General features: G+C 67.7%; 16 protein-coding genes. 6 read left to right on the forward strand and 10 right to left on the reverse strand.

Features of this window, described 5'->3' with window-relative positions; all coding sequences use genetic code 11:
• The first annotated feature begins 40 nt into the window (after positions 1 to 40).
• Entirely contained in the window at positions 41 to 571 is a 531-nt protein-coding gene (locus tag ABD231_RS14220; protein WP_344150497.1) for an RNA polymerase sigma factor, read from the forward strand.
• Positions 561 to 1,160 carry a hypothetical protein gene (locus tag ABD231_RS14225; protein WP_344150500.1) on the forward strand — a complete coding sequence of 200 codons (600 nt, stop codon included), beginning with the start codon at positions 561 to 563 and terminating at the stop codon, positions 1,158 to 1,160. The genes ABD231_RS14220 and ABD231_RS14225 overlap by 11 nt, the downstream gene beginning before the upstream one ends.
• Here the strand turns inward: ABD231_RS14225 and ABD231_RS14230 are convergent.
• Positions 1,157 to 2,596: a DHA2 family efflux MFS transporter permease subunit gene (locus ABD231_RS14230; protein WP_344150503.1), complete on the reverse strand. Its 1,440-nt coding sequence runs from the start codon at positions 2,594 to 2,596 to the stop codon at positions 1,157 to 1,159. The two genes, ABD231_RS14225 and ABD231_RS14230, sit on opposite strands and share 4 nt — an antisense overlap.
• Positions 2,597 to 2,677: 81 nt before the next feature.
• On the opposite strand from ABD231_RS14230, the gene ABD231_RS14235 reads away from it, so the two are divergent.
• Complete coding sequence (locus ABD231_RS14235) at positions 2,678 to 3,388, forward strand: TetR/AcrR family transcriptional regulator (RefSeq protein WP_344150506.1); 711 nt, start codon at positions 2,678 to 2,680, stop codon at positions 3,386 to 3,388.
• On the opposite strand, the gene ABD231_RS14240 is transcribed toward ABD231_RS14235, so the two are convergent.
• The 4 genes from ABD231_RS14240 to ABD231_RS14255 all read right to left on the reverse strand — a co-directional run bounded on the left by ABD231_RS14240 (position 3,385) and on the right by ABD231_RS14255 (position 9,414).
• The gene (locus ABD231_RS14240; protein WP_344150509.1) at positions 3,385 to 5,889 is read right to left on the reverse strand and encodes a PEP/pyruvate-binding domain-containing protein; all 2,505 of its coding nucleotides are present in this window, start codon (positions 5,887 to 5,889) and stop codon (positions 3,385 to 3,387) included. The two genes, ABD231_RS14235 and ABD231_RS14240, sit on opposite strands and share 4 nt — an antisense overlap.
• Positions 5,890 to 5,996: 107 nt before the next feature.
• Positions 5,997 to 7,172 carry an ArgE/DapE family deacylase gene (locus ABD231_RS14245; RefSeq protein ID WP_344150512.1) on the reverse strand — a complete coding sequence of 392 codons (1,176 nt, stop codon included), beginning with the start codon at positions 7,170 to 7,172 and terminating at the stop codon, positions 5,997 to 5,999.
• A 49-nt stretch (positions 7,173 to 7,221) separates the two neighbouring features.
• A complete protein-coding gene (locus tag ABD231_RS14250) occupies positions 7,222 to 7,926 on the reverse strand; it encodes a hypothetical protein (protein WP_344150515.1) in 705 nt (234 codons plus the stop codon).
• Between the two features lie 141 nt (positions 7,927 to 8,067).
• Positions 8,068 to 9,414, reverse strand: a complete 1,347-nt coding sequence (locus tag ABD231_RS14255; RefSeq protein ID WP_344150518.1) for a serine hydrolase domain-containing protein — start codon at positions 9,412 to 9,414, stop codon at positions 8,068 to 8,070.
• Between the two features lie 36 nt (positions 9,415 to 9,450).
• Between ABD231_RS14255 and ABD231_RS14260 the strand changes: the two genes are divergently transcribed.
• The gene (locus ABD231_RS14260) at positions 9,451 to 10,353 is read left to right on the forward strand and encodes a diacylglycerol/lipid kinase family protein (protein ID WP_344150521.1); all 903 of its coding nucleotides are present in this window, start codon (positions 9,451 to 9,453) and stop codon (positions 10,351 to 10,353) included.
• Here the strand turns inward: ABD231_RS14260 and pulA are convergent.
• A complete protein-coding gene (pulA, locus tag ABD231_RS14265) occupies positions 10,346 to 15,943 on the reverse strand; it encodes a pullulanase-type alpha-1,6-glucosidase (RefSeq protein WP_344151218.1) in 5,598 nt (1,865 codons plus the stop codon). The two genes, ABD231_RS14260 and pulA, sit on opposite strands and share 8 nt — an antisense overlap.
• A 227-nt stretch (positions 15,944 to 16,170) precedes the next feature.
• Here pulA and ABD231_RS14270 point away from each other — a divergent pair, with 227 nt between their 5' ends.
• Together ABD231_RS14270 and ABD231_RS14275 are read left to right on the forward strand one after the other, a co-directional pair.
• A complete protein-coding gene (locus tag ABD231_RS14270; protein WP_344150524.1) occupies positions 16,171 to 19,746 on the forward strand; it encodes a glycoside hydrolase domain-containing protein in 3,576 nt (1,191 codons plus the stop codon).
• Positions 19,743 to 22,490 (forward strand): beta-N-acetylglucosaminidase domain-containing protein, encoded by a 2,748-nt coding sequence (locus ABD231_RS14275; RefSeq protein ID WP_344150527.1) that lies wholly within the window; start codon positions 19,743 to 19,745, stop codon positions 22,488 to 22,490. Before ABD231_RS14270 ends, ABD231_RS14275 begins: the two co-directional genes overlap by 4 nt.
• Here ABD231_RS14275 and ABD231_RS14280 read toward each other — a convergent pair.
• Genes ABD231_RS14280 through ABD231_RS14295 form a run of 4 tightly spaced genes read right to left on the reverse strand, consistent with a single transcriptional unit; the run spans position 22,483 to position 25,088 of the window.
• Positions 22,483 to 23,199, reverse strand: a complete 717-nt coding sequence (locus tag ABD231_RS14280; protein WP_344150530.1) for an SIR2 family NAD-dependent protein deacylase — start codon at positions 23,197 to 23,199, stop codon at positions 22,483 to 22,485. The two genes, ABD231_RS14275 and ABD231_RS14280, sit on opposite strands and share 8 nt — an antisense overlap.
• The gene (locus ABD231_RS14285; RefSeq protein ID WP_344150533.1) at positions 23,196 to 23,750 is read right to left on the reverse strand and encodes a GNAT family N-acetyltransferase; all 555 of its coding nucleotides are present in this window, start codon (positions 23,748 to 23,750) and stop codon (positions 23,196 to 23,198) included. Before ABD231_RS14285 ends, ABD231_RS14280 begins: the two co-directional genes overlap by 4 nt.
• Before the next feature lie 13 nt (positions 23,751 to 23,763).
• On the reverse strand, positions 23,764 to 23,976 hold the full coding sequence (locus ABD231_RS14290) for a sulfurtransferase TusA family protein (protein ID WP_344150536.1): 213 nt from the start codon (positions 23,974 to 23,976) through the stop codon (positions 23,764 to 23,766).
• Positions 23,973 to 25,088 (reverse strand): cysteine desulfurase family protein, encoded by a 1,116-nt coding sequence (locus ABD231_RS14295; protein WP_344150539.1) that lies wholly within the window; start codon positions 25,086 to 25,088, stop codon positions 23,973 to 23,975. The genes ABD231_RS14290 and ABD231_RS14295 overlap by 4 nt, the downstream gene beginning before the upstream one ends.

Consider the following 25,088-nt stretch of genomic DNA (forward strand, 5'->3'; position numbering starts at 1 on the left):
CGGTTGATCGACTCACTCGTCCGTCAAAGTGATGGGGGCTATGAGTGAAACCGCAAGACTGGTGGGCGCCGGGGCGGATTCCGACGCCTTGGTCGTCACGCTGTTCCGGGCGGAGGGAGCGCGGCTGACCCAGCTGGCCCGGTGGTTCGTCGACGACCGGACCGCTGCCGAAGACCTGGTTCAGGAGGCGTTCCTGCGGCTGGCCCGCAACCAGCACCGGATCAACGATCAGGATCGCGCGGCGGCGTACCTGCGATCGATCGTGATCAACCTGGCTCGCGACCACAACCGGCGCGGTCTGGTCTCGCTGCGGCACCGGCCACCGGCCGAGGTGGACGAGCGCTCCGCGGAGGACCTGGCGGCCGAGGACGAGAGCCGTCGCGAGGTGATCGAGGCGCTCCGCGATCTACCGCGCCGGCAGCGTGACTGCGTCGTACTGCGGTACTACCTCGAGCTGTCGATCGACGCGATCAGCAAGACCCTCGGACTGTCGCCGAACTCGGTGAAGACCCATCTGCGACGCGGTCTGCATTCGCTCAAGACCCATTTGGAGGAGCCGGATGACAAGTGACCAGTCGCCCATTGAGCGGAGGTTGCACGAGGCACTCGGGCCGGCGCAGCCGCGGACCACCTCGCCCGACCTGTTCGACCGGGTCCTCGGCAGCATCGCCGACGATCGGGCCCGGCGCCGCCGGATCCGGTACGGCGTTCTGGTCGCGGTCGCCGTCGCTTCGTTGCTCACGGCAATTGTCTTGCTGGTCACCCCGCGGAAGAACGGACACCTGCTGATGAACTGGTGGATTCTCGAACTGTTCACGACCGCCGTACTGATCGGGCTCGCGCTCTGGCTCGGCCCGTTCATCAAACGCTTCGGCCGGGCCTATGCCGCGGATGTCTTCCACGACAATCCGCAGACCGGCAAGAGCTACATCGTGCTGACGGACATCGTCTACTACCTGATCTTCGCCGCGTACATCCTGTTCACCGTCACCTTCGAGCCGCGTGAGTCCTGGGGGCTGAACGTGCTGCCCAGCCAGGTCGCCTTCGAGGCGGCCCGGCTGGGCGGGATCCTGCTGATCATCGGGGTGCTGCACGGCCTGAACATCGTGCTGATGCCCGTCCTCGGCCGCCTCTTCTCACTCAACCGCCGGTTGCCCTAGTGGGCTGAGAGTCCTTCGCGGGCGCGCTTCGGGAGCAGCCAGGTGACGGCGAGGCTGACGATGAAGAGGGCGATGGCGACCAGGACGGTCGTCTTGGTGGCGCCGAGGAAGGCGTGATCGGGCAGTAGCTGGAAGAAGACCGTGCCGAGGACGGCGACGCCGATCGCGCCGCCGAACTGCTGCATGGCGGTCAGTACGCCGGAGGCCGAGCCCGCGGCCTCGTCGTCGATCGAGGCCAGGATGATGTCGAACAGCGGCGCGAACACCATGCCGGAACCGATGCCGCAGGCAAGCATCGCGGGGACCAGGTTCCAGACCGTGGTGGCGTCACCGTAGTGGTGCAGCGTGAACCACATGCCACCCATGGCCAGCGTCATCATCGCGACGCCGAGTTGCAGCGCCGTGCGCCCGAGCTTCGGCGCGAGCAGTCCGCCGGACAGCGGCGCGCCGATCGCGATGCCCAGTGAGAACGGCACCATCGAGAGGCCGGCCTTGAGCGGGCTGTAGTGCAGTCCGAGCTGGGTGAACAGGTTGAGGACCAGCGTGAACCCGGACATCGCGAGGAAGAACGTGGTGATCACGGCGAGACCGGCGACGTACCCGCGATTGCGGAACAGGGACGGATCGATGACCGGGTTGCCGGAGCGCCGCTCGCGCCAGACGAAGAGTGCGAAGACCGGGATCGAGGCAACCATCATCACGATCGACCAGACCGGCCAGCCGAGCTCGCGGCCCTGGACCAGCGGGTAGATCAGCAGCCCGGAGGCGAGGCTGACCAGGAAGACTCCGGCCGCGTCGAGTCGTTGCGCACCGGCGGTCTTGAGCTCGGGCATGAAGCGCAGCGCGCCGAAGATGGCCAGCAGGCCGATCGGGACGTTGATGAAGAAGATCATCCGCCAGCCCTGGCCGAACCAGTCGGCGTCGATCAGGACACCGGCCAGGATCGGGCCGGCGACCGCGGACAGACCCATCACCGGGCCGAACAATGCGAACGCCTTGCCGATCTCCGCGGGCGGGAAGACGGACTTCAGGATCGCGAATCCCTGCGGGATCATCACCGCGCCGAGCACGCCCTGCGCGACCCGGCTGCCGATCAGCAGTTCCGGCGAGGTGGCCAGCCCGCAGAGGGCGGAGGCGAGGGTGAAGCCGACTGCGCCGATCAGGAACAGCCGGCGGCGCCCGACCAGGTCGCCGAGCCGGCCGAAGGTGATCAGACCGATCGCGAAGGCGAGGGTGTAGCCGGCCAGCATCCACTGCATGGCGGACTCGGATCCGCCCAATTCAACTCGGATAGATGGAACGGCGATGGTGACGATGGTGGCGTCGACGAGATCCATGATCTCGGCGACGAGCACGGTGGCGAGGACGATCCAGCGCCACCGGTACGCCGTGGGTTCGGCGGCCACGGGGTCCGTGGCGAGGGTGGGGGTGCTCATCGATGGCTCCAATGCGAACGGTGTTCGTTGACGAACACTGTTCTACGCGCGAACGTTGTTCGTGTCAAGTACAGTGTTCGTATGACCCAGTCCCCGTGGCAGCCGATCAGTCCGGCCAAACCCGCCCGCCCGGTCAAGGAGCCGTTGACCCGCGAGCGGATCGTCGACGCCGCGATGCGGCTGATGGTCGAGCAGGGGTACGACGCGGTGTCGATGCGGAAGATCGCCCAGGTGCTGGATACCGGTCCGGCCTCGCTGTACGCGCACGTCGCGAACAAGAGCGAGCTCGACCAGTTGCTGGTCGACCGGGCGGCTGAGCAGATGAAGCTCCCCGAGACGCCTGATCCGGAGCGCTGGCAGGAGCAGCTCAAGGACGCGATGCGCGAGATGATCCGCGTGATGCGCGCGAACCCGGGCGTCGCGCGCGCCGCGATCGGCAATGTCCCGCTGGGGGAGCAGGCCTTGCTGATGACCGAGCGAATTCTCGCCATCCTCAAGGCCGGCCGAATCCCCGACCAGGCCGCCGCGTGGGCGGTCGATCTGATCCCGCTCTACGTGACCGCGGTCGCCTTCGAGGAGACCGTTCAGAATGCCGCGGCCTGGACGCCGGAGGATGTCACGCACTTCACCACTCAGATGTCGGAGTTCTTCAAGCAACTCCCTGTTGACCGCTTCCCGTTCACCGTCGCGCTGGCGGTGCCCATGACCTCAGGTGCCGACGGCGACGAACGTTTCGAGTTCGGCATCACGGTGATCGCCGCCGGCCTGGCCTCTCTGGCCGAGAAGGACTAGATCTTCTCGACCGTCCCGGCGGCGCCGTCGACCGTGACGAGGTCGCCGGTCGCGAGGCGGGTGGTGGCATCCGGTACGCCGACCACCGCCGGAATCCCGTACTCCCGCGCCACCACCGCGCCGTGCGAATTGGCACCGCCCATCTCCATCACCAGCCCACCGGCGGTCAGGAACAACGGTGTCCAGCCCGGATCGGTCGAGGGCGCAACGAGGATCTCGCCAGGCTCCAAGTGAGCACCGACCGGATCGAGAATCACCCGGGCCTTCGCGGTCACCGTGCCGGCCGACGCCGGGCTGCCGATCAGCGCGCCCTCGGCGGCCCGGGGAATCGCCAGCGTCTCGGGCTCGACACCGTCGGACTCGATCAGTCGCGGCACCCGGCGGCGGCGCAGCTCTTGGTCGTAGGCCGCGCGGCGCTCGGTGACGATCGCCCGCAGGTCGACTGGCGACCGGAGCTCGCGCAGATCGAGGAAGAAGACATCGGTGGGGGAGTCGAGGCGGCCGGCCGCGACCAGTTCGGCGCCGACCTGACGGAGTTCCCGGCGGGCGGCGGCGAGGATTCGGACCAAGAGGTACTTCGGAGTCTCGCGCAGACCGGCGAGTTCGCGGGTCCGGCCGAGGGTGAAGCGCGCGATCCGGCCCCGCAGCGGGCTGACGCGCAGCGCGAGCTCGGCGATCTTCGCCGAGGCTGCCGCCGAACCCGCCTTGAACTGGAGATCGGGGGCCAGCGCCGGATCGGTCTGCCGCAGATAGTTGGACAGAACGCCGATGAGGTGGGCCGGGTCCTCCGACCAGCGCGGCAGTCCGAGATCGATCTCAGCCACCGCGCGATGACCGTAGACGCCGAGGAAATCGGACAGTCCGTCCTGTGCGACCTTCGGCAGTCCACCGGATCGGTAGCGCTCGGCAACAATCTCGGCCGACTCCTCGAAGGCCTCGGCCGACGCCTCGTCGGCACGAATCCGCTGTGCCAGCGACCACAGCTCGAGGTCCATCTCGGTCGTCACGTTGTGCGGTAGCCCGCGTAGCACGGTCTGCAGCTCGCCCGGCTGAACCACCTTGCCGAGCACCTTCCGCGCAACGGCCAGCATCAGGAATCCCGCGGCCGGTGCGGGCAGCAGTCGCGGTATCAACGGGATAACCTCGCGCCGCAGCAGCCGCTCGACGAAGTCCAGTCGCGCGGTCGCCGAACGCGAAGCGGCCGCCAGCAGCAAATCCAGTCGTGCGGAAGTCCGGCGTACCTGGAAGTGGGCGAGACCTGGCGACAGGATGGCGGCCAGCACGCGGAGTGGTACACCCCTCCGAAGCACCACTCGCGCGAGCCGACCGCCGGCCTCCCGGCGCGACGACGTCAGTACGGCGAAGCGCGGATCCTCGAAGACATGTCGCAGTACGGCGGCCGATCGCGCCTCCATCACGTCGAACACCCGCGGCACGATTGCCCGGCCGACCGTACTGCGCACGGCCGGGGTCAGGTCGACGAAGAACCGTTGCCCGGCCTCCGTGTACGCCGGTGGTCCGTCGAGCGGCTCGTCCACCCGAGCACCGAACAGCTCGGCCACCGAGGTCGCGATCAACCGGAATCCGGCCAGTCCCATCGGCGTGATCGGCCGGACCAGACCCTGCGCGAGACTCGCGCACAGGTAGATCCGCGGACTCGAGCCGTCCATCCGCTGCGGCGGAATCGGGTAGAGCGTGGTGATCGGGCGGGCCTGGGTCAGCCAAAGCTTGCCCTCGGCATCGAGTGCCCACTCGGTGTCCTGCGGTGTCCCGTAGTGCGCCTGCACCTGCCCGCCGAGCGTCGCCAGGGCGCGCACCTGCTCATCGGTCAGGCAGTCATGGACGAGCCTCCGCTCATGGATCGCGCCGCTGGCGGTGTCGACGACGAAGTCGTCCGGATTCACCGCACCAGAGACAACCGCCTCGCCGAGTCCGGGGGCGGCGTCGATGACGGCCTCGTTGCGCCGGCCGGTCAGTGGGTTCGCCGTGAACAACACGCCTGCGGCCTTCGCGTCGACCATCCGCTGCACGACGACAGCGAGTGCGACCGTGTCCTGATCGACCTCGTTGGTCTCGCGATAACTCCAGGCGCGATCAGTCCACAGTGACGCCCAGCAACGCCGTACGGCGTCCAGTACGGCGTCGGCCCCGACCACGTCGAGGTACGTGTCCTGCTGCCCGGCGAAACTCGCGAAGCCGAGGTCCTCGGCCGTCGCCGACGAGCGGACGGCCACCGGAACGTCGGTCCCCAGTTCCGCGTAGGCCGAGCGAATCGCCGCCTCGATGTCAGCGGGCACTGCGGTCGCGAGGATCGCTTCCCGCCTCGACGCCGCGTCGCCGGCCGCCGGAGCGACCTGCCGGTACGCCGGGGTTGTCACACAGAAACCGTCCGGGACCGGGAACCCGGCGCGGAGCAGGATGCCCAGGTTGACGGCCTTGCCGCCGGCCGAATCCAGTTCGCCGGCGCCCACCTGTCCCAGTTCGACCACCCAGTTGGTCATGTGCGCCCCTTCCCGAGCCTTAGCAGGAGGTTAACGGGCGCGGGACCAAGAATTCAATAAGTGATGAATTATTGGTGGTGTGAGCCGCCTCACCGGCGGTGTCCGGCTCAGCCGAGCAGCCGGACCGCGGCCAGCAGGTACGCGCGGGCGGCGATCGTGAGCTCGGCGATCGGGACGGATTCGTCGGCGCGGTGCGCCTGATGCGCCACCGAACCCGGTCCGAGGATGACGACCGGGATGCCGAGGTCGCGGTCGACGTACCCGCCGTCGCAGGCCGCGCCCCACCCGGCCAGCGGAACGTCTGGACCACCGGCATCGCGGCGGGCGGCCTCGGTGATCTCGACCAGTTCGGCGTCGGCCGGAGTCTCGAACGGGGGCATCTCCATCGGCATGTCCAGGTCGACCGTCAGCCCGCGGTCCTCCAGGTGCAGGGCGGCGACGCGGTCACGCAGGTTGTCGAGGACGGCCGCGGGGGATTCGCCCGGCAGCAGCCGGCGGTCGGCGACCACAACGCATTCGGCCGGCACGATCGATCCGCCGGTACCGCCGTTGATCTGGCCGACGCTCCAGGTCGCCGGACCGAGCAGCGGATGCGGATCCGCGGCGAGCTCGGCGTGCAGGCGCTCGATCTCGGTGATGATCGCGGTCGCGCCGTAGATCGCGTTGGCGCCGGCCGCCGCGTTGCCGGCGTGGACCGCGCGCCCGTGTACGGCGACCCGCAGATAGGAGTCGCCACGCGCCGCGATGATCGTCTGCAGATCCGTCGGCTCGGCGGTGATACACGCCGCGTAGGAGCGGGTGTTATCCCGCACGAAGGCGCGGATGCCCTTGCCGGTCTCTTCTTCGTCGACCACGGCCGCCAACTCGACCGGGCCGCTCAACTCAACGTCTCGCAAGGCGGCGAGCGCGGCCACCGCGGCAGCCAGCCCGCCCTTCATGTCGGTCGCGCCACGTCCGTAAATCCGGCCGTCGCGGATCTCCGCGCCGTACGGATCAGTGGTCCAGCCGGCACCGACCGGTACGACGTCAGTGTGGCCGAGCAGGAGCAGTCCCGGGCCGGTGCCGTTGCCGACACTCAGACTGATGTTGTCCCGCCCGGGCTCGACCGTCGTGGTCTCCACGGTCAGTCCGAGTTCGCGGCCGACCGCGTCGAGGACGGCGACGGTCGCGGCCTCCTCACCGGGCGGATTCTGGCCGGTCGCCCGGACCAACGCCGTACAGACCCTGAGCAGCAGGTCCTCGTCGATCCGGGCGAGCAGACGCTGTTCTTCGGCGGTCGTCATACCGCCCAACCCTAACGACCGGGGTGGTGGGGTGGGGAAGGAATCGTGGCTAGCGGACGGGGGAGTAGTCGTCCCAGACGACGCTGTTGCCGGCGATGTAGGCGCGGAAGCTGAAGGTGGCGGCCGAGCTCCACCGGAAGCTGGCCTTGCCGTTCGAGCCCGCCTTCACCTTGGTGAGCTGCTTCCAGGTCGAGGTACCGGCCTGCTTGTACTGCAGGACGATCTCCTTGCCGCCCCACGGGACGAACTTGTTGATCGCCGGCCGGTAGTTGCCGGCCGCGGTGTTCAGTGTGTAGACGCCGCGCGACTTGGTGACGGTCAGGTCCACGGCCGAGACGAACTTGTTCATCCGGTTGAAGGTCGCCAGCTTCGCCACCGCGTTGCCTTCGGAGTCCTCGCCGTCCTCGTCGCCGGTGAAGGTCACGACGCCGACCGGCGAGACCTCCGAGTAGAGGGTGAACTTGGCCTGCCGGCTGCCGTTGAGGAACTCGATCAGGATGTTGTCCGGGTCACCCTTCTGACGGCCGTGCCAGTCGGCGTTGTACAGGTTCGCCGGGCAGCCCTTGCCGTAGGTGATCGTGTAGTGCGTCTGGCGGTTGTTCATGACGAGCCGCTCCGGCACCGCCGGGTAGCACGTCGGCAGTTCAGCGGCGGCCTGCGGGGCAGCGGGTGCGGCGGCCTGAGCGGGTACGGCGGCCGCGAGGCCGGTCGCCAGCAGGCCAGTTGCCGCGAGCAACGACAGGGTGGAGCGCATGGAGGTCCCCTAAGGTGTGATGACTTTGGCTGTCCGCCACGCTAGACAGCCGAAGCCCACCCCGGTGGGGGATCGACCTGATCGTGCATGTTCGGCGGGACCGCGTTGCCCGATCAGGTCAGCACCCGTTGCCCTGGGCCCTCACTCCGAGGTGAGAGTGAACTCCGTCGGTGCGAACGACACATTCAGCCGGCCGTCCAGCGTCATCCGCCCGTCGGCGATCCGGCAGCTGAAACGCGCCGAGTGCGGCCCCTCGAGCCAGCGGATCGTCGCTACCAGTGCGTCACCGTCGCCGTACGAAGTAGTAACGACCCGCTCACTGCCGGCGTCGCTCTCGCGCCAGCCGCCGGCGGTGAAGAGGTGGGTGTCCGACCCGAAGGTGAGGGACGCGCTGCCGTCGGCGTCCCAGCGGACCGACTCCAGGAAACCCGGATTCTTACCGAAGGTGTAGGTCTGCCCGTCGCCACCTTGCGCTGCTGGGCCGGTCGGTGCCGGGATCTCCAGCACCTCGGGGCGTGCCACGACCGGCACCTCTTTGCCTTCGAGGGCAGGCAGCAGGTGATCCCAGATGAGGTCCAGCTCGGCCTGCATGTTGGAGGCGGCGCTGGTGACGATGACCACCGCGTCGTGATCGGGGATGCCCAGGATGAACTGACCGAACGCGCCATCAGCCCGGTAGGTGTTGTGCCGGCCGCGCCAGTACTGGAAGCCGTAGCCCAGTCGGCTGTCCGTGTTGGTCTGGTTGTCGTTGGACACCTGCTTGGTGGTCGCGGCCTCGATCCACTCGGCAGGGACCAGTTGCGAACCCTCCCAGACGCCGTGCTGCAGCGCGAGCTGCCCGATCTTCGCCATCGACTCGGTGCTCAGACTGAGCCCCCAGCCGCCGAAGTTGATCCCCTCCGGCGACGATCCCCAGGTCGCCTCGGTGATCCCGAGCGGCATGAACAGCCGCGACTGCAGGTAGTCGAGCAGCGTCTCACCGCTCACCCGCTGCAGAATCGCGGACAGCATGTAGGTCGCGCCGCTGTTGTAGACGAACGGCGCACCGGGCTCGTGCTGCACCTCGAAACCGAGGAACGACCGCACCCACCCGCGGTCCTGGCTCATCTTCTCGACGGTGTCCTCGGAGTGCCCGGTGCTCATCGTCAGCAGGTGCCGCACCGACATCGCGGCCAGGTTGTCACTGATCGTCTCCGGCAGGTCCTCGGGCCCGAAGAACGAGACCACCTTGTCGTCGATCGTCAGCAGCCCGGCGTCGACGGCCAGCCCGATCGCGATCGCGGTGACACTCTTCGACACCGAGTAGAGCGTGTGCGGATCGGCCAGCCGGTACGGCGCCCACTCCGCCTCCAGCACGACGTGTCCGTGCCGCAGCAGGATCACGGTCTGGAACTCCTGCTCGGACGCGTCCATGGCGGCCACGAACGCGTCGATCGCGGCGGCGGATAGTCCTTGGTCCTCTGGGGTACTGCGTGGAAGGCTGCTCACCCCAGGCACGCTATCTTCCCGGACGGACAAAATCAGTTGAGTTCTTGGCATGCGGCCGTGATCGTCAACCCGATCAAGCAGGCAGACGTCGAACAGTTCCGCCGTACCGTCGGCGATGCCTTGACCGCGCGCGGTGCCGGCGCGGTGTCCTGGTTCGAGACCACGGCCGAAGATGCCGGCGTCACGATGGCCCAGGAGGCGATCGCCGCGGGCGTCGACCTGGTCGTGGTGGCCGGTGGTGACGGGACGGTCCGGGTGGTCTGCGCCGAGCTGGCCGGTACTGGGATCGCGGTCGCGGTCCTGCCCGCCGGTACCGGCAATCTGCTCGCCCGCAACCTGGGCATCTCGCTCGATCTGGACACCGCGCTCGCCGAGGTCCTCGACGGGACCGATCGCCGGATCGACAGCGTCCGGATCTCCGGCGACAACCTGCCGGACGACCGGTTCGTGGTGATGGCCGGTCTGGGGCTGGACGCCGCGATCATCGACGACGCCCCGGACGATCTGAAGAAGCGGGTGGGCTGGGCGGCGTACGTATGGTCGACGGTGAAGAACCTCAACCACCCCGTGGTCCGGGTCGAGCTCACAGTCGACGACCGGCCGCCGATCCGCCGCCGCGCCCGCACTGTGGTGATCGGCAACGTCGGCACGCTGCAGGCGAACATCCCACTGCTGCCGGACGCCACGGCGGACGACGGAGTCATCGACCTGGTCGTCCTGGCGCCCCGACGCATCAGCCACTGGCCGCGGCTCGTCCTGGGCTTGGTCATCAAGCCCTGGCGCGAACGTCACCTGGAGCGCTTCACCGGCCACCGTATCCAGGTCACGACGGACCGCGTGGCCCGGCGTCAGTTGGACGGCGACATGATCGACCCCGGCCGCACTCTCACGGCCGAGGTCGATCCGTCATCGCTAGTGGTCCGGGTACCGACTACCTAACTTCCAGTACGGCGACTGTGCGCGCCGGCACCTGGATCGTGCCGGACGCGGCGGTCCAGGTGGTTTGCTTCACCACCGGGTCAGAGCCGCCGGCCTGCACCGGGGACAACGCCGCCGGCTGTCCCGCCAGCCCGGGCACTGTCTGCGTGACAGTCGACCCGGTGCTGTTGAAGACGACCAGTACGCCCTTGAGCGCCGGGTCGACGTTCGGACCGACGGTGTCGTCGATGCGCATCGTGACAACACCAGGTGTCGAACCACTCACCGGATAGCTGAGCTTGGCGTTGATCAGGTCCGCCGAACCGAGCCGGAAGAGCGGTGTGGAGAACCGCAGCTTCAACAGGTCCGCAGCGGCCGCCGAAGCAGTCTGTACGTCGGTCGCGCTCGGCCTCAACGCCGGATTGCCGAGCAGCGGCTTCATGTAGGCCCACTTCGCCTCGTTGTCCGTCTTCGGCGGCAGACCGTGCCCGAAGCCGTTGTCGGCGCCGGTCCAGTCCAGCGTGTTGAACCAGTCGCCGGAGTCGTAGGAGTTCCGGTCCAGCGACTTGCTGCGCAGCATGTCTGCACCCGCATGCCAGAACGACGGCGTCTGCGCGAGTGCGGTCGTCGCCAGCGACAGCGTGTTCATCCGGACCCGGTCTGCCATCGGCAAGTCCGTTGGCAGCTTGAAGGTCAGGGTGTCCCAGAGCGTCTCGTTGTCGTGCGCGTCGACGTACGTGACCACCTCAGCCGGCTGGTCGGCGTACCCGGCGGGGGAGCCGTTGTAGTCGACCGCATCACCGCGCACCGTCGCGCCAGTCTCTGCCGAGCGGAAGCTGAACGAGCGCAGGTTGCCGGCCAGGCCCAGCTGGATCAGATCGGTGTCGTGCGCGAGGCGCTTGGCCCGGTCCGCCGCCGAGCCGTTGATCGGGTCGCCGTTCGGGTCACTGGCCGCACCGGAGCCGAAGCCCTGCACCCGCGGGTTGTCGTCGAACGGACCGCCGCCCCGGACCGCATCACGCAGCCGGTCGGAGAAGGTGCCGATTCCAGTGCCACCGAGATTGCCCTGACGCGCCTGCACGAACAGGGCGTCGTTCGCGACCTCACCGAAGTTCCAGCCCTCGCCGTACAGGTAGACGCTCTTGCCGTCGACACCGTCTTTGGCCAGCGTCAGTTTGTCGACCGCGGCCCGCACCTTCAGCATGTTGGCCTTGGTGTGGTGCCCCATCAGGTCGAACCGGAACCCGTCGACGCGGTAGTTGCGCGCCCAGCTCACAGTGCCGTCCACCATGATCTTCTCCGCCATGGCGTGTTCAGTGGCGATGTTGCTGCAGCAGGTCGAGGTCTCGACCTTGCCGGTCGCGTTCAGCCGCTGGTAGTACCCGGGCACGACCTTGTCCAGCACGGACGTCGGCGCCTGCCCGGCTGCGGGCGTGTGGTTGAAGACCTGGTCCAGTACGACGCGCAGCCCGGACCGGTGCAGTCCACCGACCATGGTGCGGAACTCGGCGACTCTCGCGAGCCCGTCCTTCTGTGTCGCGTAGGAGCCCTCCGGCGCCAGCCAGTGGAAGGGGTCGTAGCCCCAGTTGAAACCGTCCTTAGCTGCCACCGCGCTCACACAGGCCTGCTGCTGCTCGGAGTCCGCCGGGAACGACTTGAGATCGCAGACAGGTGTCTGCTGACCAGTCTCCGGGATCGAGGCGATATCGAACGTCGGCAACAAGTGAACCGTGTTCAGACCCGCCTTCGCCAACGTCCGCAGATGCTTCGTCCCATCACCCTCATCCGCAAAGGCGAGGTACGTGCCGCGATGAGCGGCCGGCACAGTCGGGTCGCTGATCGAGAAGTCCCGGACATGGAGCTCGTAGATCGTCGAGTCGACGGACTGCGCCAACTTCGGTGCAGCAGTGTTCGACCAGAGCGCAGGCTTGCCAGCGGGATCGTTGAGATCCACTGCGACCGAATGGGTTGAGTCGGTGGTCAGTGCGGCCGAGTACGGGTCGGTGACGACGTTCGTCTCCACCTTGCCGGTGCTGGGCGCGTACACCTGCACCTCATAGCGGTAGGGCGCATTCTTGAACGACCGCGCGCCCCGGACCGACCAGGAGCCGTCGTCAGCGCGCTGCATCGGCAACCGCTGCCCGCCGACCAGCAGTGCCACGCCCTGGGCAGTTGGAGCCCACAGCGTGAAGGTCGGTGTGCTTCCGCTCCAGCTCACGCCATACGTGCGTTCGCTGGCTGATCCGTACACATCGTCGAGCACACCGGGGATCTGTACACCGGTCGCATCCAGCAGCCGCCCAGCATCGTCGTACTGAGCCAGTCCGAGCTGTCCGGTCAGGATCTTCCGTACGTCTCCCTGGTCGAGCCGCAACGTGGTGTACCCGGGGCGCACCTCACGCGGGTCGTAGCGCAACCCGACCGACGTACCGCCGATGTCATCCGCGTCGACCTTCAGCCCGCCGGTCGTCGACCAGTGCAGCCGCCAACGCGACCGCTCCGGATGGGCGACCGCCGGTACGGCGAGGGTGTCGCGGGACAGCCAGTACGCCTTGGCCTGGCTGAGGTCCGGCTGCGCACCGGGCTTGGTGGTCGTCACAGTGAGCGCATGGGTCGCGAGCACGTACGAGAACGTGACGACGAGTCCATCACCCGGCACGGTGATCGGTACGTTCTGAGCCGGGTAGCTCTCGTCCCACGACAGGTTGTGCGCGACCTTGGCCTCATAGCTGCCTGCTCCGATCTCACTCGTCGACCAGGTGTAGGTACCGTCACCGTCGGCGTCCGTCAGCCAGGGTCGCATGCAGGACGGGTCCCAGTCGGCCGGACAGCCCAGCTCCGACTGGAACGAGCCAGGCACAGTGATGATCGGCCCCTCCGCAGTGGAGGTGACGAAATGCCGGCCCTGCTCGTAGTAGAACGTCACCGGCCCGGCCGGCGCGGTGTAGGAGATGTTGGCGCCGTTCTGGTTACCACCGGCGCCGTAGTTCACATCCCAGTTCTTGTTCAGCGCTGCCTTGTACGCGTGCTCACCGGCCGGGATCGTGTAGGTGCGCTTCCACACCTTGTCCTTCGGGTCGAGCACCAGCTGCGCCTGGTCGCAGTCCGGCGACCAGTCCGCCGGGCAACCCATCTCGCTGTTGTGATCACCAGGCACACTCACATTGGCCGGCTGGACGACCGGTCCGGTCTCACCGCCGCCACCCGGCTTCGGTGCGTCGCCGACCACGCCGTACGAGCCCGACACCGAGTAGTGGCCCGCCGAGTCCCGCAGTACAGCCCGGTACTCGAGCAGTGTCCCCTTCGGCACGCCGCTGACGTCCTGGAACACCCGGTACGGCGCGTTGTCGTCAGAGCCGAGCCGCTGCCAAGCCGTCGTACCCACTGGGCGGTAGCCGAAGGTCACGGTGACCGGTGTGTTCGCCGGAACGGCCGCACCGATCTCAGCACGCCCTCCAACCACTCCACCCGGCTCAGGCGCGCTCATAAAGACAGCAGGAGCCTTGGAAGGTGCAGGCACCTTGCTCTGAGCTTGGTACACAGTCACCGACAGAGGCGGCTGACTGAGCAGCACCCGCCCCTCGCGGTCGGTCCGCACCGGCTTGGCGCCGCCATAGACCGGCTTGAGCCACGTGTGCGACCCGTACGTCGGAATGGTCGCGGACTTGGCCGTGGTCGCGTTGTTGGCGACCACCAGGTACTCCACGTTGTCCGCACCGATCCGGCTGAACGCGTAGAGCCCACCGGCGTTCGACGAGTACCGGTGCACCTGTCGGCCGTCCGACAGTGCCGGGTACTGCGCGCGCACCTTTGCCATGGCCGCGATGTGCTTGTACATCGGCGCGTTGACGTCGTACCGGTCCTTGGTGCCGATCGTCGTCGTACCGGTGCCGTCCACAACCTCGTCGTCGGCGTAGTCGCCGGTGCTGGTCGCGAACATGTCCTGCCGTGCGTCCTTGTCACCACCCCGACCGGTGAAGCCCTGCTCGTCGCCGTAGTAGACCACCGGCTGGCCGCGCGTCAGGTACATGAGTGAGTGCGCCAGCTTGTCGCGGGCGAGCAGCTCCGGCCCGTTGGCACCGCCCTGCTTGAGGAACGTGCCCACCCGGCCCATGTCGTGGTTCCCGAGGAACGTCGGCAGCTGGTACGCGTTCGAGTCCGCATCGGTGTAGTAGTCGTCGTTCGCGTAGAAGTCTCGGACCTTCGTCGCCGGGTCGCCCTTGGCGAAGGTCACCGCGTTCTGCTGGAACCCGAAGTCCAGCGTCGCCTGCAGTGCACCGGCGGTCGTGTAGGTCGACATGAACTTCGGGTCCGCGTCGAACACCTCGCCGAACATGAAGAACTTCTTGGAGCCGGCATTACGAGCCGCAGCGAGGATGGCGGGTGAGAACTTCTGCCAGAACTCGAGGTTGACGTGCTTGACGGTGTCGATCCGGAAGCCGTCGATGCCCAGCTCGGCCCAGGTCTTGTAGACGTCGATCATCCCGTCCCGCACTCGCGGCTGCTCGGTGAACAGGTCGTCGAGCCCGACGAAGTCGCCGTACTCGGCCGATTCGCCGGCGAAGGTCGAGTCACCGCGGTTGTGGTAGAGCGTCGGGTCGTTCAGCCAGGCCGGGACCTTGACGGTCTCGTCGGCCGGCGTCTTGAAGACCGGCACGTTCGGGAACGAGGTGTTGCGGTCCAGCGGCGGGAACGTGTCACCATCGGCATAGGCCTTGTCGTCGAAGACGTTCCCGGCCGCATCCTTGTACGGCGTCGTCGACTTCGGGATGTAGCCGTACTGACCGGACTGGTATGCGATCACATCGGCGGTGTGGTTGGTGATGATGTCGAAGAAGACCTTCATCCCCTTGCGGTGCGCCTGGTCGATCAGCTGCTTCATGTCCGCGTTGGTTCCCAGGTGCGGATCGATCTGGGTGAAGTCGGTGATCCAGTAGCCGTGGTACCCCGCACTCACGTCGGCGCCCGCACCCTGCACCGGCCGGTTCTTGAACGACGGCGTGAGCCAGATGGACGTCGTACCGAGTGCCTTGATGTAGTCGAGCTTCTGGATGACTCCGGTCAGGTCACCACCGTGGTAGAAGCCCTTGTCGGTCGGATCGAGCCCGGTCTGCAGCCGGTCGCCGGTCAGACCGCCGGAGTCGTTGCTCTTGTCCCCGTTGGCGAAGCGGTCCGCCATCAGGAAGTAGAACCGCTCCTTGGTGAGGTCCTGTCGCAGGCTCGGTGTGGCCAGTGCCTTGTCGGCTGCTGTCACTCCCGGCCCGGCCAGCTCCACCGGTCGCACTGACACCACATGCGTCTTGTCGTCGTAGCTGAACGACAGCTTGGCCGGTCCCTCGATCCGCAGTGGGATGTTCGGTCCGTTCAGCACCCCACCGGCGCCGTAGTTCTCGTCCCAGCTCCCGTTGACGGTGACCTTGTACTCGTACGACCCGGCCGGTACGTCGAACACCTTCGTGTACGGCGCCGCCGTACCGAGACTGCTCGCCGTGCAGGCGGGGTCCCAGTCACCCGGACAACCCAGCTCACTCTGCAGTGAGCCGGCGAGCGTGATCACCCTGTCCGCCGACACCTGTGCCTGTGCTGGAGCCCCCAGCCCCGAGAGCACCATCACTGCGGCCGCTATCCCTGCTGTCCAACGCCTCAACCCGCGCATTGCTGTCCCCTCCCAGTGCCTGGTCCCCGGGGACGCTAGCCCGGGCTACAGAGGCACGGAAGGCTTCGAACGTCACAAAACGGACGGTGATTTCACCAGGATCAAAAGGTCTAGACCAATGCTTGGCGCTCTCGCTCGCAGCGGTTGACGATGGACGTCCGCCCGATGTGCAGGAGGTCCCCGTGCGCCGTCCCTGGAAGCTTTTCGCGCTTGCGCTCGCGAGTGCGTTGGTGGTGACGATCAGTCCACCGAACCCGCCCGCCCAAGCAGTACGTCCGTCTGCCGGTGGACTGTCGGTCTGGACGGAGTCGGCGTACACCTCGGTCTTCCGCGACAGCCGGCCGTCCGCCGAGTCCGGCCAGGACCTGACCCTGGACACGGCTCGCAACGACTACGAGGGAGCGCAGATCGTCTTGCGCCGCTCGCCGGCGTACACCATCACCGGTGTCGACTTCACGGCGCTGACCGGTCCCGCGGGCTCTATCGCGGCGTCCAACCTGAGCTACAACTTCGTCGGCTACGAGAGCCTCAACTACAACTCGTCGGTCACGCCGCTGCTCCGCACCGGCGCCGGTCTGTTTCCGGACCGGCTGCAGAACGACCCGTCGCTAGCGGTCGAGCCGGACAAGACCCAGTCGATCTGGATCCGCGCCTACATCCCGACCACGGCCGCCGGTGGTCTCTACACCGGCACGGTGACGGTCCGGACCAGCGTCGGAGACATCCAGGTCCCGATCACGGCGAACGTGCGCGACGTGGTGATCCCGCCGACCAAGGACAGCGAGTTCACGAACGTCCTGTGGCACAACATGCTCGGCCCGTCCTCCTGGGACCACGGTGCCGGCGACACGGTGGAGCTCACCTACCACGTCAAGCGGTACGACGACGCCTGGTGGAAGATCGTCGACAACTACGCCGCCATGCAGGCCAGGTACCGCGGCAACAACCTGCAGTTGCCGGTGATCCACCTGCTCCGCGAGGGCGGCAGCAAGGTGGACGACGCGGGCAACTACCAGTTCACCTGGACACGCTTCGACCAGGTGGTCGAGCGGATCATGCGGGCCGGGCACATCAAGCGCCTGGAAGGCTTCACGATGTCCGGGCCGCACGACGACCGCAGGTCGCCGTGGTACGACCCCAATCGGCCACAGGGCAAGTTCCTCACCGAGGTGCTCGGGAAGACCCTTCCGGGGACCACGCAGGCTTCCTTCAGCTGGGTGGACTGGGACTCCACCCCGGCCACCAAGTGGAACGACCAGTTCTTCCCCGCACTGCGGGCGCACCTGATCGAGAAGGGCTGGGACAAGATGTGGTGGCACCACGTCTCCGACGAGGCCGGCAGCCCGACGTGGTTCACCCTCGAGCGCACCATCCGCGCCCGTTGGCCCGAGGTGAAGATCGGTGACGCCATGCTCTGGTCGGGCGTGGACCAGTCCAAGGAAGCCGACGTCATCATCCCCATCCTCGACGAGTACGACCGGCACCGGGCCACGTACGACAAAGAGCGGGACGACCACGGCAAGCAGCTCTGGTTGTACAACTGCATCGGTCCGGCCGGGAACTTCCTGAACAGGTTCGTCGACCAGCCGCAATGGCACCAGCGGATGACCATGTGGTACGCCTACTCGCGCGGTGTCACCGGCTACCTGCACTGGGCCTGGATGAACTGGCAGTACCCGATGAACGACCAGCCCGGCAAGGGCGACGGCTTCATCGTCCGGGCGGACACCAACCCGAGCCGGATGACCTTCGAGTCCTCGCCCCGCTACGAGTCGCTGCGCGACGGCATCGAGGACTGGGAAATCCTGAACCTCTTGGGGAAGCGCAACCCCGGCCTGGCCAAGGACCTTGCCACCAGCATGGCGCAGCGCGGTGACAAGTACGTCATGGACACCACCTTCCAGCAGCGCATCCGCCGGATGGCCCTGGATGCGGCAGCCGGCCTGCCGGTGATCGCTCAGGACCACGCGCTCGACAAGACCGCCACCAGCAGCTCGTCTGCCGGCGCCGGGTTCGAGGCGAGCAAGGCGGTTGACGGAAACGACGTCACCGGCTGGCGCCCGGCCACCGGGACGCAGTGGCTCCAGATCGACCTGCGGAACCAGAGCCGGCTGGACGGCATCCACCTCAAGTGGTCCGCCGCTCCTGCGAACAACTACCGCGTCAAGACCTCGTACGACGGCACCAACTGGGTGGACGCCTATTCCACCACCACAGGTGACGGCGGTGACGACTTCATCGGATTCGTCGGCAAAGCGCGCTACCTGCGACTCGAGGTGACCGGCGGAAGCTCGGCGTACCAGCTGAACTCGTTCGAGGTCTCCGGGCACCGGCTGGCCCAGGCCAACCTGGCGGCCGGCAAGACGTACCACCTGCTGCCGAACCCGGACGATCAGCCGGATGAGGGCAATCGCCAGCTCACCGACGGCCAGATCGGGGATGACTGGTCGGACCTGCGGGGCGTCGGCTGGAAGACGATCAAGAACGCCAACCGCTACACCGACATGACCATCGACCTCGGCTCGGTGCAGCGGGTCGCCGAGGCGAAGGTGCATGCCTACGAGGAGTACCAGCACTACCGTCCGGACGAGCTGACGGTTCTGACCAGCACGGACGGGACCAACTACACCGCGCGCAAGACGGTCACCGGTGTCGACCCGGCCGGGCAGTCGAAGGTCTGGTACGACATCGCGTTCCCGGCGGTGCAGGCGCGCTGGGTCCGGGTGTCGTTCAATCACCGCGGCACGGACCCCGGCACGGTGACCCTGATGGACGAGCTGGAGGTGTACGGCTCCGGCTCGGCCGTGGGGCCGGAGGAGCCGGCAGGGTCGTCGGCGTTCGCGTGGAAGTACCAGAACCACGTGTTCGCACCGGCAACCAACGGGATCCAGCACTGGTGGTTCTCTCCGGGAATCGGTGTGGAGCGAGATGTGTGGCCCGCCGCCAGTCCGGTCGAGGGCAAGCCGGTCGGCCTGGCCTTCGACAACCAGCAGCACGTCTTCGCGCGCAGCAAGACCGACACCTTGCTCACCTCGTCCTGGACCGAAGGGCAGGCAGCAGTCCAGACGGCCGACCTGGGTGGGGCGGCCTACTCCGACCCGGCACCGGTGGTCTGGGGCAACCAGCGCCACGTCTTCGCACGCTCGGCTGACGGTGGTCTGACGCACTGGTCCTGGGACGCAGCGAGCGGTCAGCAGGTCAACACCTGGCCCAAGGCCGCCGTACCGATCGCAGGTAAGCCGTCCGCCTTCGCCGCCCGCGATGAGCTGCACGTGGTAGCCCGGGGCACGGACAACCGCTTGTATCACTGGTGGTGGAAGGCAGACGCTCCCCAACCGCAGGTCGAGTCCTGGGGCGGCGAGGCGTACTCCGATCCGACGACCTTCACCTACGACGGCCAGAACCACGCCTTCGCCAAGGCCGCCGACGGACAGCTGTTCCATTGGTGGTCCGACGTGGACGGACTTCGCAGCGACAAGTGGACCGGCGCACCGGCCGCCTTCAAGGGCACTCCGGCCGGTTACCGCTACGGCACCCAGCAACACGTGGTGGCCAGAGGTGCTGACGACACCTTGTACCACTGGTGGTGGGACCAGCCGACCGACAAGATCACCTTCGCGAACTGGGGTGGTCAGGTCCAGTCCGACCCGGCCGCGTCGGTCTACAACAACCAGCAGCACATCTTCGCCCAGTCGACCACAGCCCTGAGCCACTGGGAATGGGACCCGACGACCGGCTTCAAGCGGGACACCTGGTGAAGCGCCACTGGTTACTGGTCGCTGCGCTCGGCGCGGGGTTGTTGACCACAACAGCCCCGGCCGCCGCAGCAGACGACCTGCCCACCCTGTCTCCAGCACCACAGTCGATCCGCCGCCTCGGTTCCGACCTGTCCGGGCCGACCGTGGTCAGAGAGACCGGTACGGCGAGCGCACGCGCCGCCGGTGCGTTGTCGGCCTGGTCCCTGCCGTCCGCCGCCGGTCTGAAACCCGGTGGCTATGTCCTCGGCGTCGGTTCGTATCAGGGCGAGAAACTGGCAGTCCTGGTCGGCCATGACGCGGCCGGCACCTTCTACGGTGAGCAGACGCTCGCCCAGCTGACCAAGGCCGGCTCGGTGCCCAGCGTGGCGATCGTCGACGAGCCGGCGTTCGCACTCCGCGGTGGCATGGAGTCGTTCTACGGCCAGCCCTGGCAGCAGGCCGACCTGCTGAACCACCTGGACTTCCTGGGCCGGCACCGGATGAACGCGTTCCAGTACACGGTCAGTGGCGACCCGCACACCGCAGGTGCCGAGTGGCGCACGCGCTACGCCGACGCGGATGCCGAACGGATGCGCGCGGCGATCGAGCGCGCCAAGGCGAACCAGGTGCAGTTCATCTACCGGATCAACCCCGAGGCCAACGCCTCGCCGGAAATCGCGAAGCGGTACGGGATCTGCCACATCCGTCAAGCGGACAAGGACGCACTCATCGCCAGGTACCAGCAGCTCTGGGACCTGGGCGAGCGGACGTTCGCGATCGGCTGGGACGACGTCGGCGGCGAGTTCCGCTGTCCTGAGGACGAGCGCTACTTCGGCTCCGATGCGAGCCCGCTCGGGGCGGCCCAGGCCCATGTGGTCAACGACGTCTACGAACGCTTCGTCAAGTTCCACCCCGGCGCCCGGCTGCTCACCGTTCCGACCGACTACTGGGGTACCGGCACGACGCCGTACCGCACCCGGTTCGCCGCACTGATCCCGACCGACGTGGACATCTTCTGGACCGGTCGGGAGGTGGTGTCACCGACGATCACCACGGACGACGCGGCTGCGGCGTCGGCGGCGTTCGGTGGCCGCAAGTTGCTGATCTTCGACAACTACCCGGTGAACGACTACACCCCGACAGCCCAGCACCTCGGTCCGCTCGTCGGTCGGGACGCCGGACTGCCGCAGTACGCGACGGGTTTCCTGATCAACGAGATGCAGGAGGCGGAGCCGTCACTGATCGCCCTGGGTACCGCCGCGGAGTACGCCTGGAACCCCACCGCCTACCAGCCGCAGGCGGCCTGGCAGCGGATTCTCACCGAGCTCGGTGGTCCGGCCGCTGATGCGCTGCGCCGGTACGCCGAGGTACACACAGGCTCGGCACTCACCGCTGACTCGTCGGCGCCTCTCACGCCACACGTGCGCGCATTCATCGACGCCTATCGAGGCAGCCGCGACCTGACCGCTCCGGCTGCTGCACTGACCGACTACCTCGCTCGTCTGGGTGCCGCTCCGGCGGAGTTGCGGGCCGGGCTCGGCAATCCATCGTTCCTGCGCGACTCCGAGCCTTGGCTGGCCCGGACCGAACGCAGGAGCCGGGCCGGTATTGCCGCCGTACGGGCGCTGCAGGCCAAGGCTGCTGGTGACCTGACCGGCTACCGGGCCCGGCGCGAAGAGATCTACGCCGCGCTGAACGACGCGAACACGTCGTTCCGGCTCGCGGTGCCGGGCACTCTGGACGACCTGCTCGATCTCGCCGGCGTTGCGCGGGGGACCGACGTCGTCCGGCACGACAACGGCGCCATGTCGGTGTTCGAGCGGAACCGCAACGGCATGATCCAGAGCACGTCGCAGCGGACCGCCGGCAGCACGTGGGATCCGTTCGTCAACCTGTGGCCGGTGGACGCCGCTGGGAAGCCAGAGGTCGTGGTCCGGCGCGACGGTGGGCTGACAGCCTTCGTGCGCCACGCCGACGGCCGGATCCGGACCAGTCGGCAGAGCGCCCCGGGCGGCGACTGGAGCGCCTGGGAGATCGTGGTGGACCTCGTCGTCGGTGGTGACCCGGCCGCCGTGGTCGGGGACGACGGACTGATCAGCCTGTTCGTCCGCGGTACCGACGGTGTGCCAGTCACGATCTGGCAGCGCGACGGTGGTTGGCGGTTCGAGAAGATCGGCGGGACCACCATGGTGGGCAAGCCCGCGGTGGACGTCAGTCTTGACGGTCTGATGGTCATGGTGGTGCGAGACACGAACAACAAGCTGCAGAACAGCTGGCAGCCGAGTATCGGCAGCGCCTGGGTGCCGTGGAAGCAGCTACCGGGCTCGATCGGTTCCGACCCGGACCTGGTGATGAGCTACAGCGGCGCGTTCAGCGTCTTCTACCGGACCCCCGAGAACGCGGTCTCCACGACCTGGCAGCCGTCCCGGGGCGCCGCCTTCACCGGACTGGCCCGGCTGGGTGGCATCACCGCCCAGGGCAACCCACGAGTCACCCTCGACAACACCGGCGGACTCAGCCTGTCCGTCCGTGGGGCCGACAACCGCGGCTGGGTGATGTGGCAGCTCACTCCCGGCGGCAACTGGCAGGATGGGAAGCTGAATGGAGAGCAGGTGGCCTACTCCGACGTCCGCAACATCGACAGCGTCGGAGGAGCCGGCGTGACGTTCACGATCGATGCCGACGGCAAGCTCCGGACGTCGTGGCAGTCCGCCCTCGGTTCGGGGTGGAGCGGCTGGGCCGACCTGGGCGGTTCGCTCAGCTGAACAAGCCGGGCAGGGTCGTCTCGATCGGAGTGCGCAGCACGGTCGCCGCCTCTTCGTCGTACGGCGTCTCCTGCGCGTTCAGGATGATGAGTGGTTTACCCGCTCGCAGGGCAATGTCGCACAGCCCTGCGGCCGGGTAGACCTGCAATGACGTGCCGATCGCGACAAACACGTCAGCAGCCTCGGTGGCGGCGACTGCGGCGTCCAGGACGACCACGTCGAGCGCCTGGCCGAACGAGATCGTGGCGGACTTCAGAATGCCGCCACACACCTCACACGCCGGGTCCTCGTCACCGGCGTCCAGCCGGGGGAGTACGTCGGCCATGGGGATCCGCCGCTCGCACTGCAGGCAGTCGACGAACCAGACCGTGCCGTGCAGTTCGTGAACCAACTCCGGTGCCGACCCGGCCTTCTGATGCAGGCCGTCGATGTTCTGCGTGATCAGACCGGTCAGCCGGCCCTGCCGCTCCAACTCGACCAGTGCGAGATGACCGGCGTTCGGCTCGGCCGTCCACGCCGGTGCGGCGAGCCGGAACTTCCACGCCTCCACCCGCACCTCGCGCCGAGCGACGTACTCGTCGATGTCGAACATCGCCTGGGCCGCCGGGTTCTTCGTCCACACCCCTTGCGGCCCCCGGAAGTCCGGGATCCCGGAGGCAGTGGAGATCCCTGCCCCGGTCAGTACGGCGATGTGCGCAGCGTCGATCACGCCCCGGACTGTATCCACTCTGTCGCGAGGACCGACATCATGACCTCGTCGACCCACTCGCCGTCCCACAGCAACGCGTCCCGGAACACGCCCTCGACGACGAACCCGGCCTTCTCGTAGGCACGCTGGGCCCGCGGGTTGAATGCGTACACACCGAGGCTGATCCGATGCAGGCCGATCTTCTCGATCCCGTAGCCGACGATCAGCCGGGTCGCCTCGGTCCCGAGCCCACGACCCTGCCCGGATGCCCCGATCAGGATCCTGAAGTTGCAGGACTGGTTGTCCGGGTCCCACTCGTTCAGCACCGCCTCACCGACAACCAGCCCGGAAGCCTTGTCGACGATCGCGAGGTCGAGCCGGTCGGTCTGGTCCTGCCGGGTCCGGTACCACTGCCGGGCCCGCTCCTCGCCGATCTCCTCGTGGCTGCCCGTCAGCCGAGCCACATCCGGGTCGTCCATAGCGACGGCTAGCGCGGGGTAGTCGTCCTCGGTCACCTGTCGCAGTACGACGAGTTCCCCGGTCAGCGTCGGCTTGTCAGCAAAGTCGGTCACGCAGCGGAGTGTGTCAGCTGACCCGCCGGACCACATACACATTTTCGGCGGCCGAAACCAGCTCCTGCGACCGCATCCGGCACCACGCGGGGATATCTGTCGCCGCAGCGGGGTCATCGGCCAGCACGGTCACGGTCTCGCCCACCGCGACAGTCGGTAGTGCCTTGGCCAGTTTGATCACCGGTAGTGGGCAGAGCAGCCCACGGCAGTCCAGCTCCACGTTCACATCCCAACCTCCGCCCGGATCCGCGCCACGATCCCCGGCAGCACCCTGCAGAACCGGTCGACCTCGCCGTACGTCGTCGTCCGCGCCAGCGAGACCCGGACATTGCCGTGGGTGAGCACACCCATCGCCGCCAACACATGTGACGGTCGCAACGTACTCGACGTACAGGCGGAGCCACTGGAAACAGCGAAGCCCGAAGCGTCCAGTGCGGTGACCAACGCCTCGCCGTCCACGTAGAGACACGAGAACATGAGCACATGCGGCAGGCGGTCCTCCGGATCACCCACCACCTCGACATCAGCAACATCCGCGGCCACCCGCTGCCGGATCTCCGCGATCCAGGCCCGGTGCTGCCGGTCCAGCTCCGCAGCCTCCGCCAGCCGGGCCTGCAGCGCGGCCGCCGCAGCCAGCAGGTTGGGAACGTCAGGGAACCCGGGGGAGAGGCCGTCCTCCCGCTCGTCCATCGGCCAGGCCGGAGCGATCCGGGTGCCCTTCCGAACCGCCAGCAGCCCGACACCGGCCGGACCACCCCACTTGTGCGCACTCGCCGTCAGCACCGACCACCCACCCGGTACGACGTCGTGCCCGAGCGACGCCGCTGCGTCGACCAACAGCGGTACGTCGCCACAGGCCGCTGCTGCCGCCTCAACAGGTTGCCGGGTACCCACCTCGTGATTGGCCGACTGCAGCACCGCCACCGCGACCCCGGGCTGCCGGACCGCCTCGGCAAACGCCTCCAGGTCCACCCGGCCCAGCAGGTCCACCCCGACCTCCACACCGGCGTCACCAGCCGTATGCAGTACGGCGGAGTGCTCCACCGCGCTGTGGATGACAGCCGCCCCGACCCGCCGCCGAGCAGCCAGTACGGCGGACAGTCCGGTGCGGATGGCCGCCGTACCGGAGGTAGTCAGGTAGAGCTCGTCAGGGCGCACTCCGACGCCCTCGGCAAGTACCGCCCGGGCGTTGTCCAGCAGCAGCCGGGCCGTCCGTCCCTCGTGGTACAGGCGGACCGGATCGGCCCACCCGGAATCCACTGCCGAGAGCAACATTTCCCGCGCGGCCGGATGCAGAGGCTCCGCCGACGCAGCGTCCAAGTACCCACGCTCATCCAC

The sequence above is a fragment of the Kribbella yunnanensis genome, from assembly GCF_039529655.1.
In the GTDB taxonomy this organism is placed as follows: domain Bacteria; phylum Actinomycetota; class Actinomycetes; order Propionibacteriales; family Kribbellaceae; genus Kribbella; species Kribbella yunnanensis.

Excerpts from the sequence above, each read along its gene's own strand:
- ABD231_RS14220 (WP_344150497.1), top strand. The coding sequence starts at position 41 with ATGAGTGAAACCGCAAGACTGGTGGGCGCCGGGGCGGATTCCGACGCC.
- ABD231_RS14225 (WP_344150500.1), top strand. The coding sequence starts at position 561 with ATGACAAGTGACCAGTCGCCCATTGAGCGGAGGTTGCACGAGGCACTC.
- ABD231_RS14230 (WP_344150503.1), bottom strand. The coding sequence starts at position 2,596 with ATGAGCACCCCCACCCTCGCCACGGACCCCGTGGCCGCCGAACCCACG.
- ABD231_RS14235 (WP_344150506.1), top strand. The coding sequence starts at position 2,678 with ATGACCCAGTCCCCGTGGCAGCCGATCAGTCCGGCCAAACCCGCCCGC.
- ABD231_RS14240 (WP_344150509.1), bottom strand. The coding sequence starts at position 5,889 with ATGACCAACTGGGTGGTCGAACTGGGACAGGTGGGCGCCGGCGAACTG.
- ABD231_RS14245 (WP_344150512.1), bottom strand. The coding sequence starts at position 7,172 with ATGACGACCGCCGAAGAACAGCGTCTGCTCGCCCGGATCGACGAGGAC.
- ABD231_RS14250 (WP_344150515.1), bottom strand. The coding sequence starts at position 7,926 with ATGCGCTCCACCCTGTCGTTGCTCGCGGCAACTGGCCTGCTGGCGACC.
- pulA (WP_344151218.1), bottom strand. The coding sequence starts at position 15,943 with ATGGTGCTCTCGGGGCTGGGGGCTCCAGCACAGGCACAGGTGTCGGCG.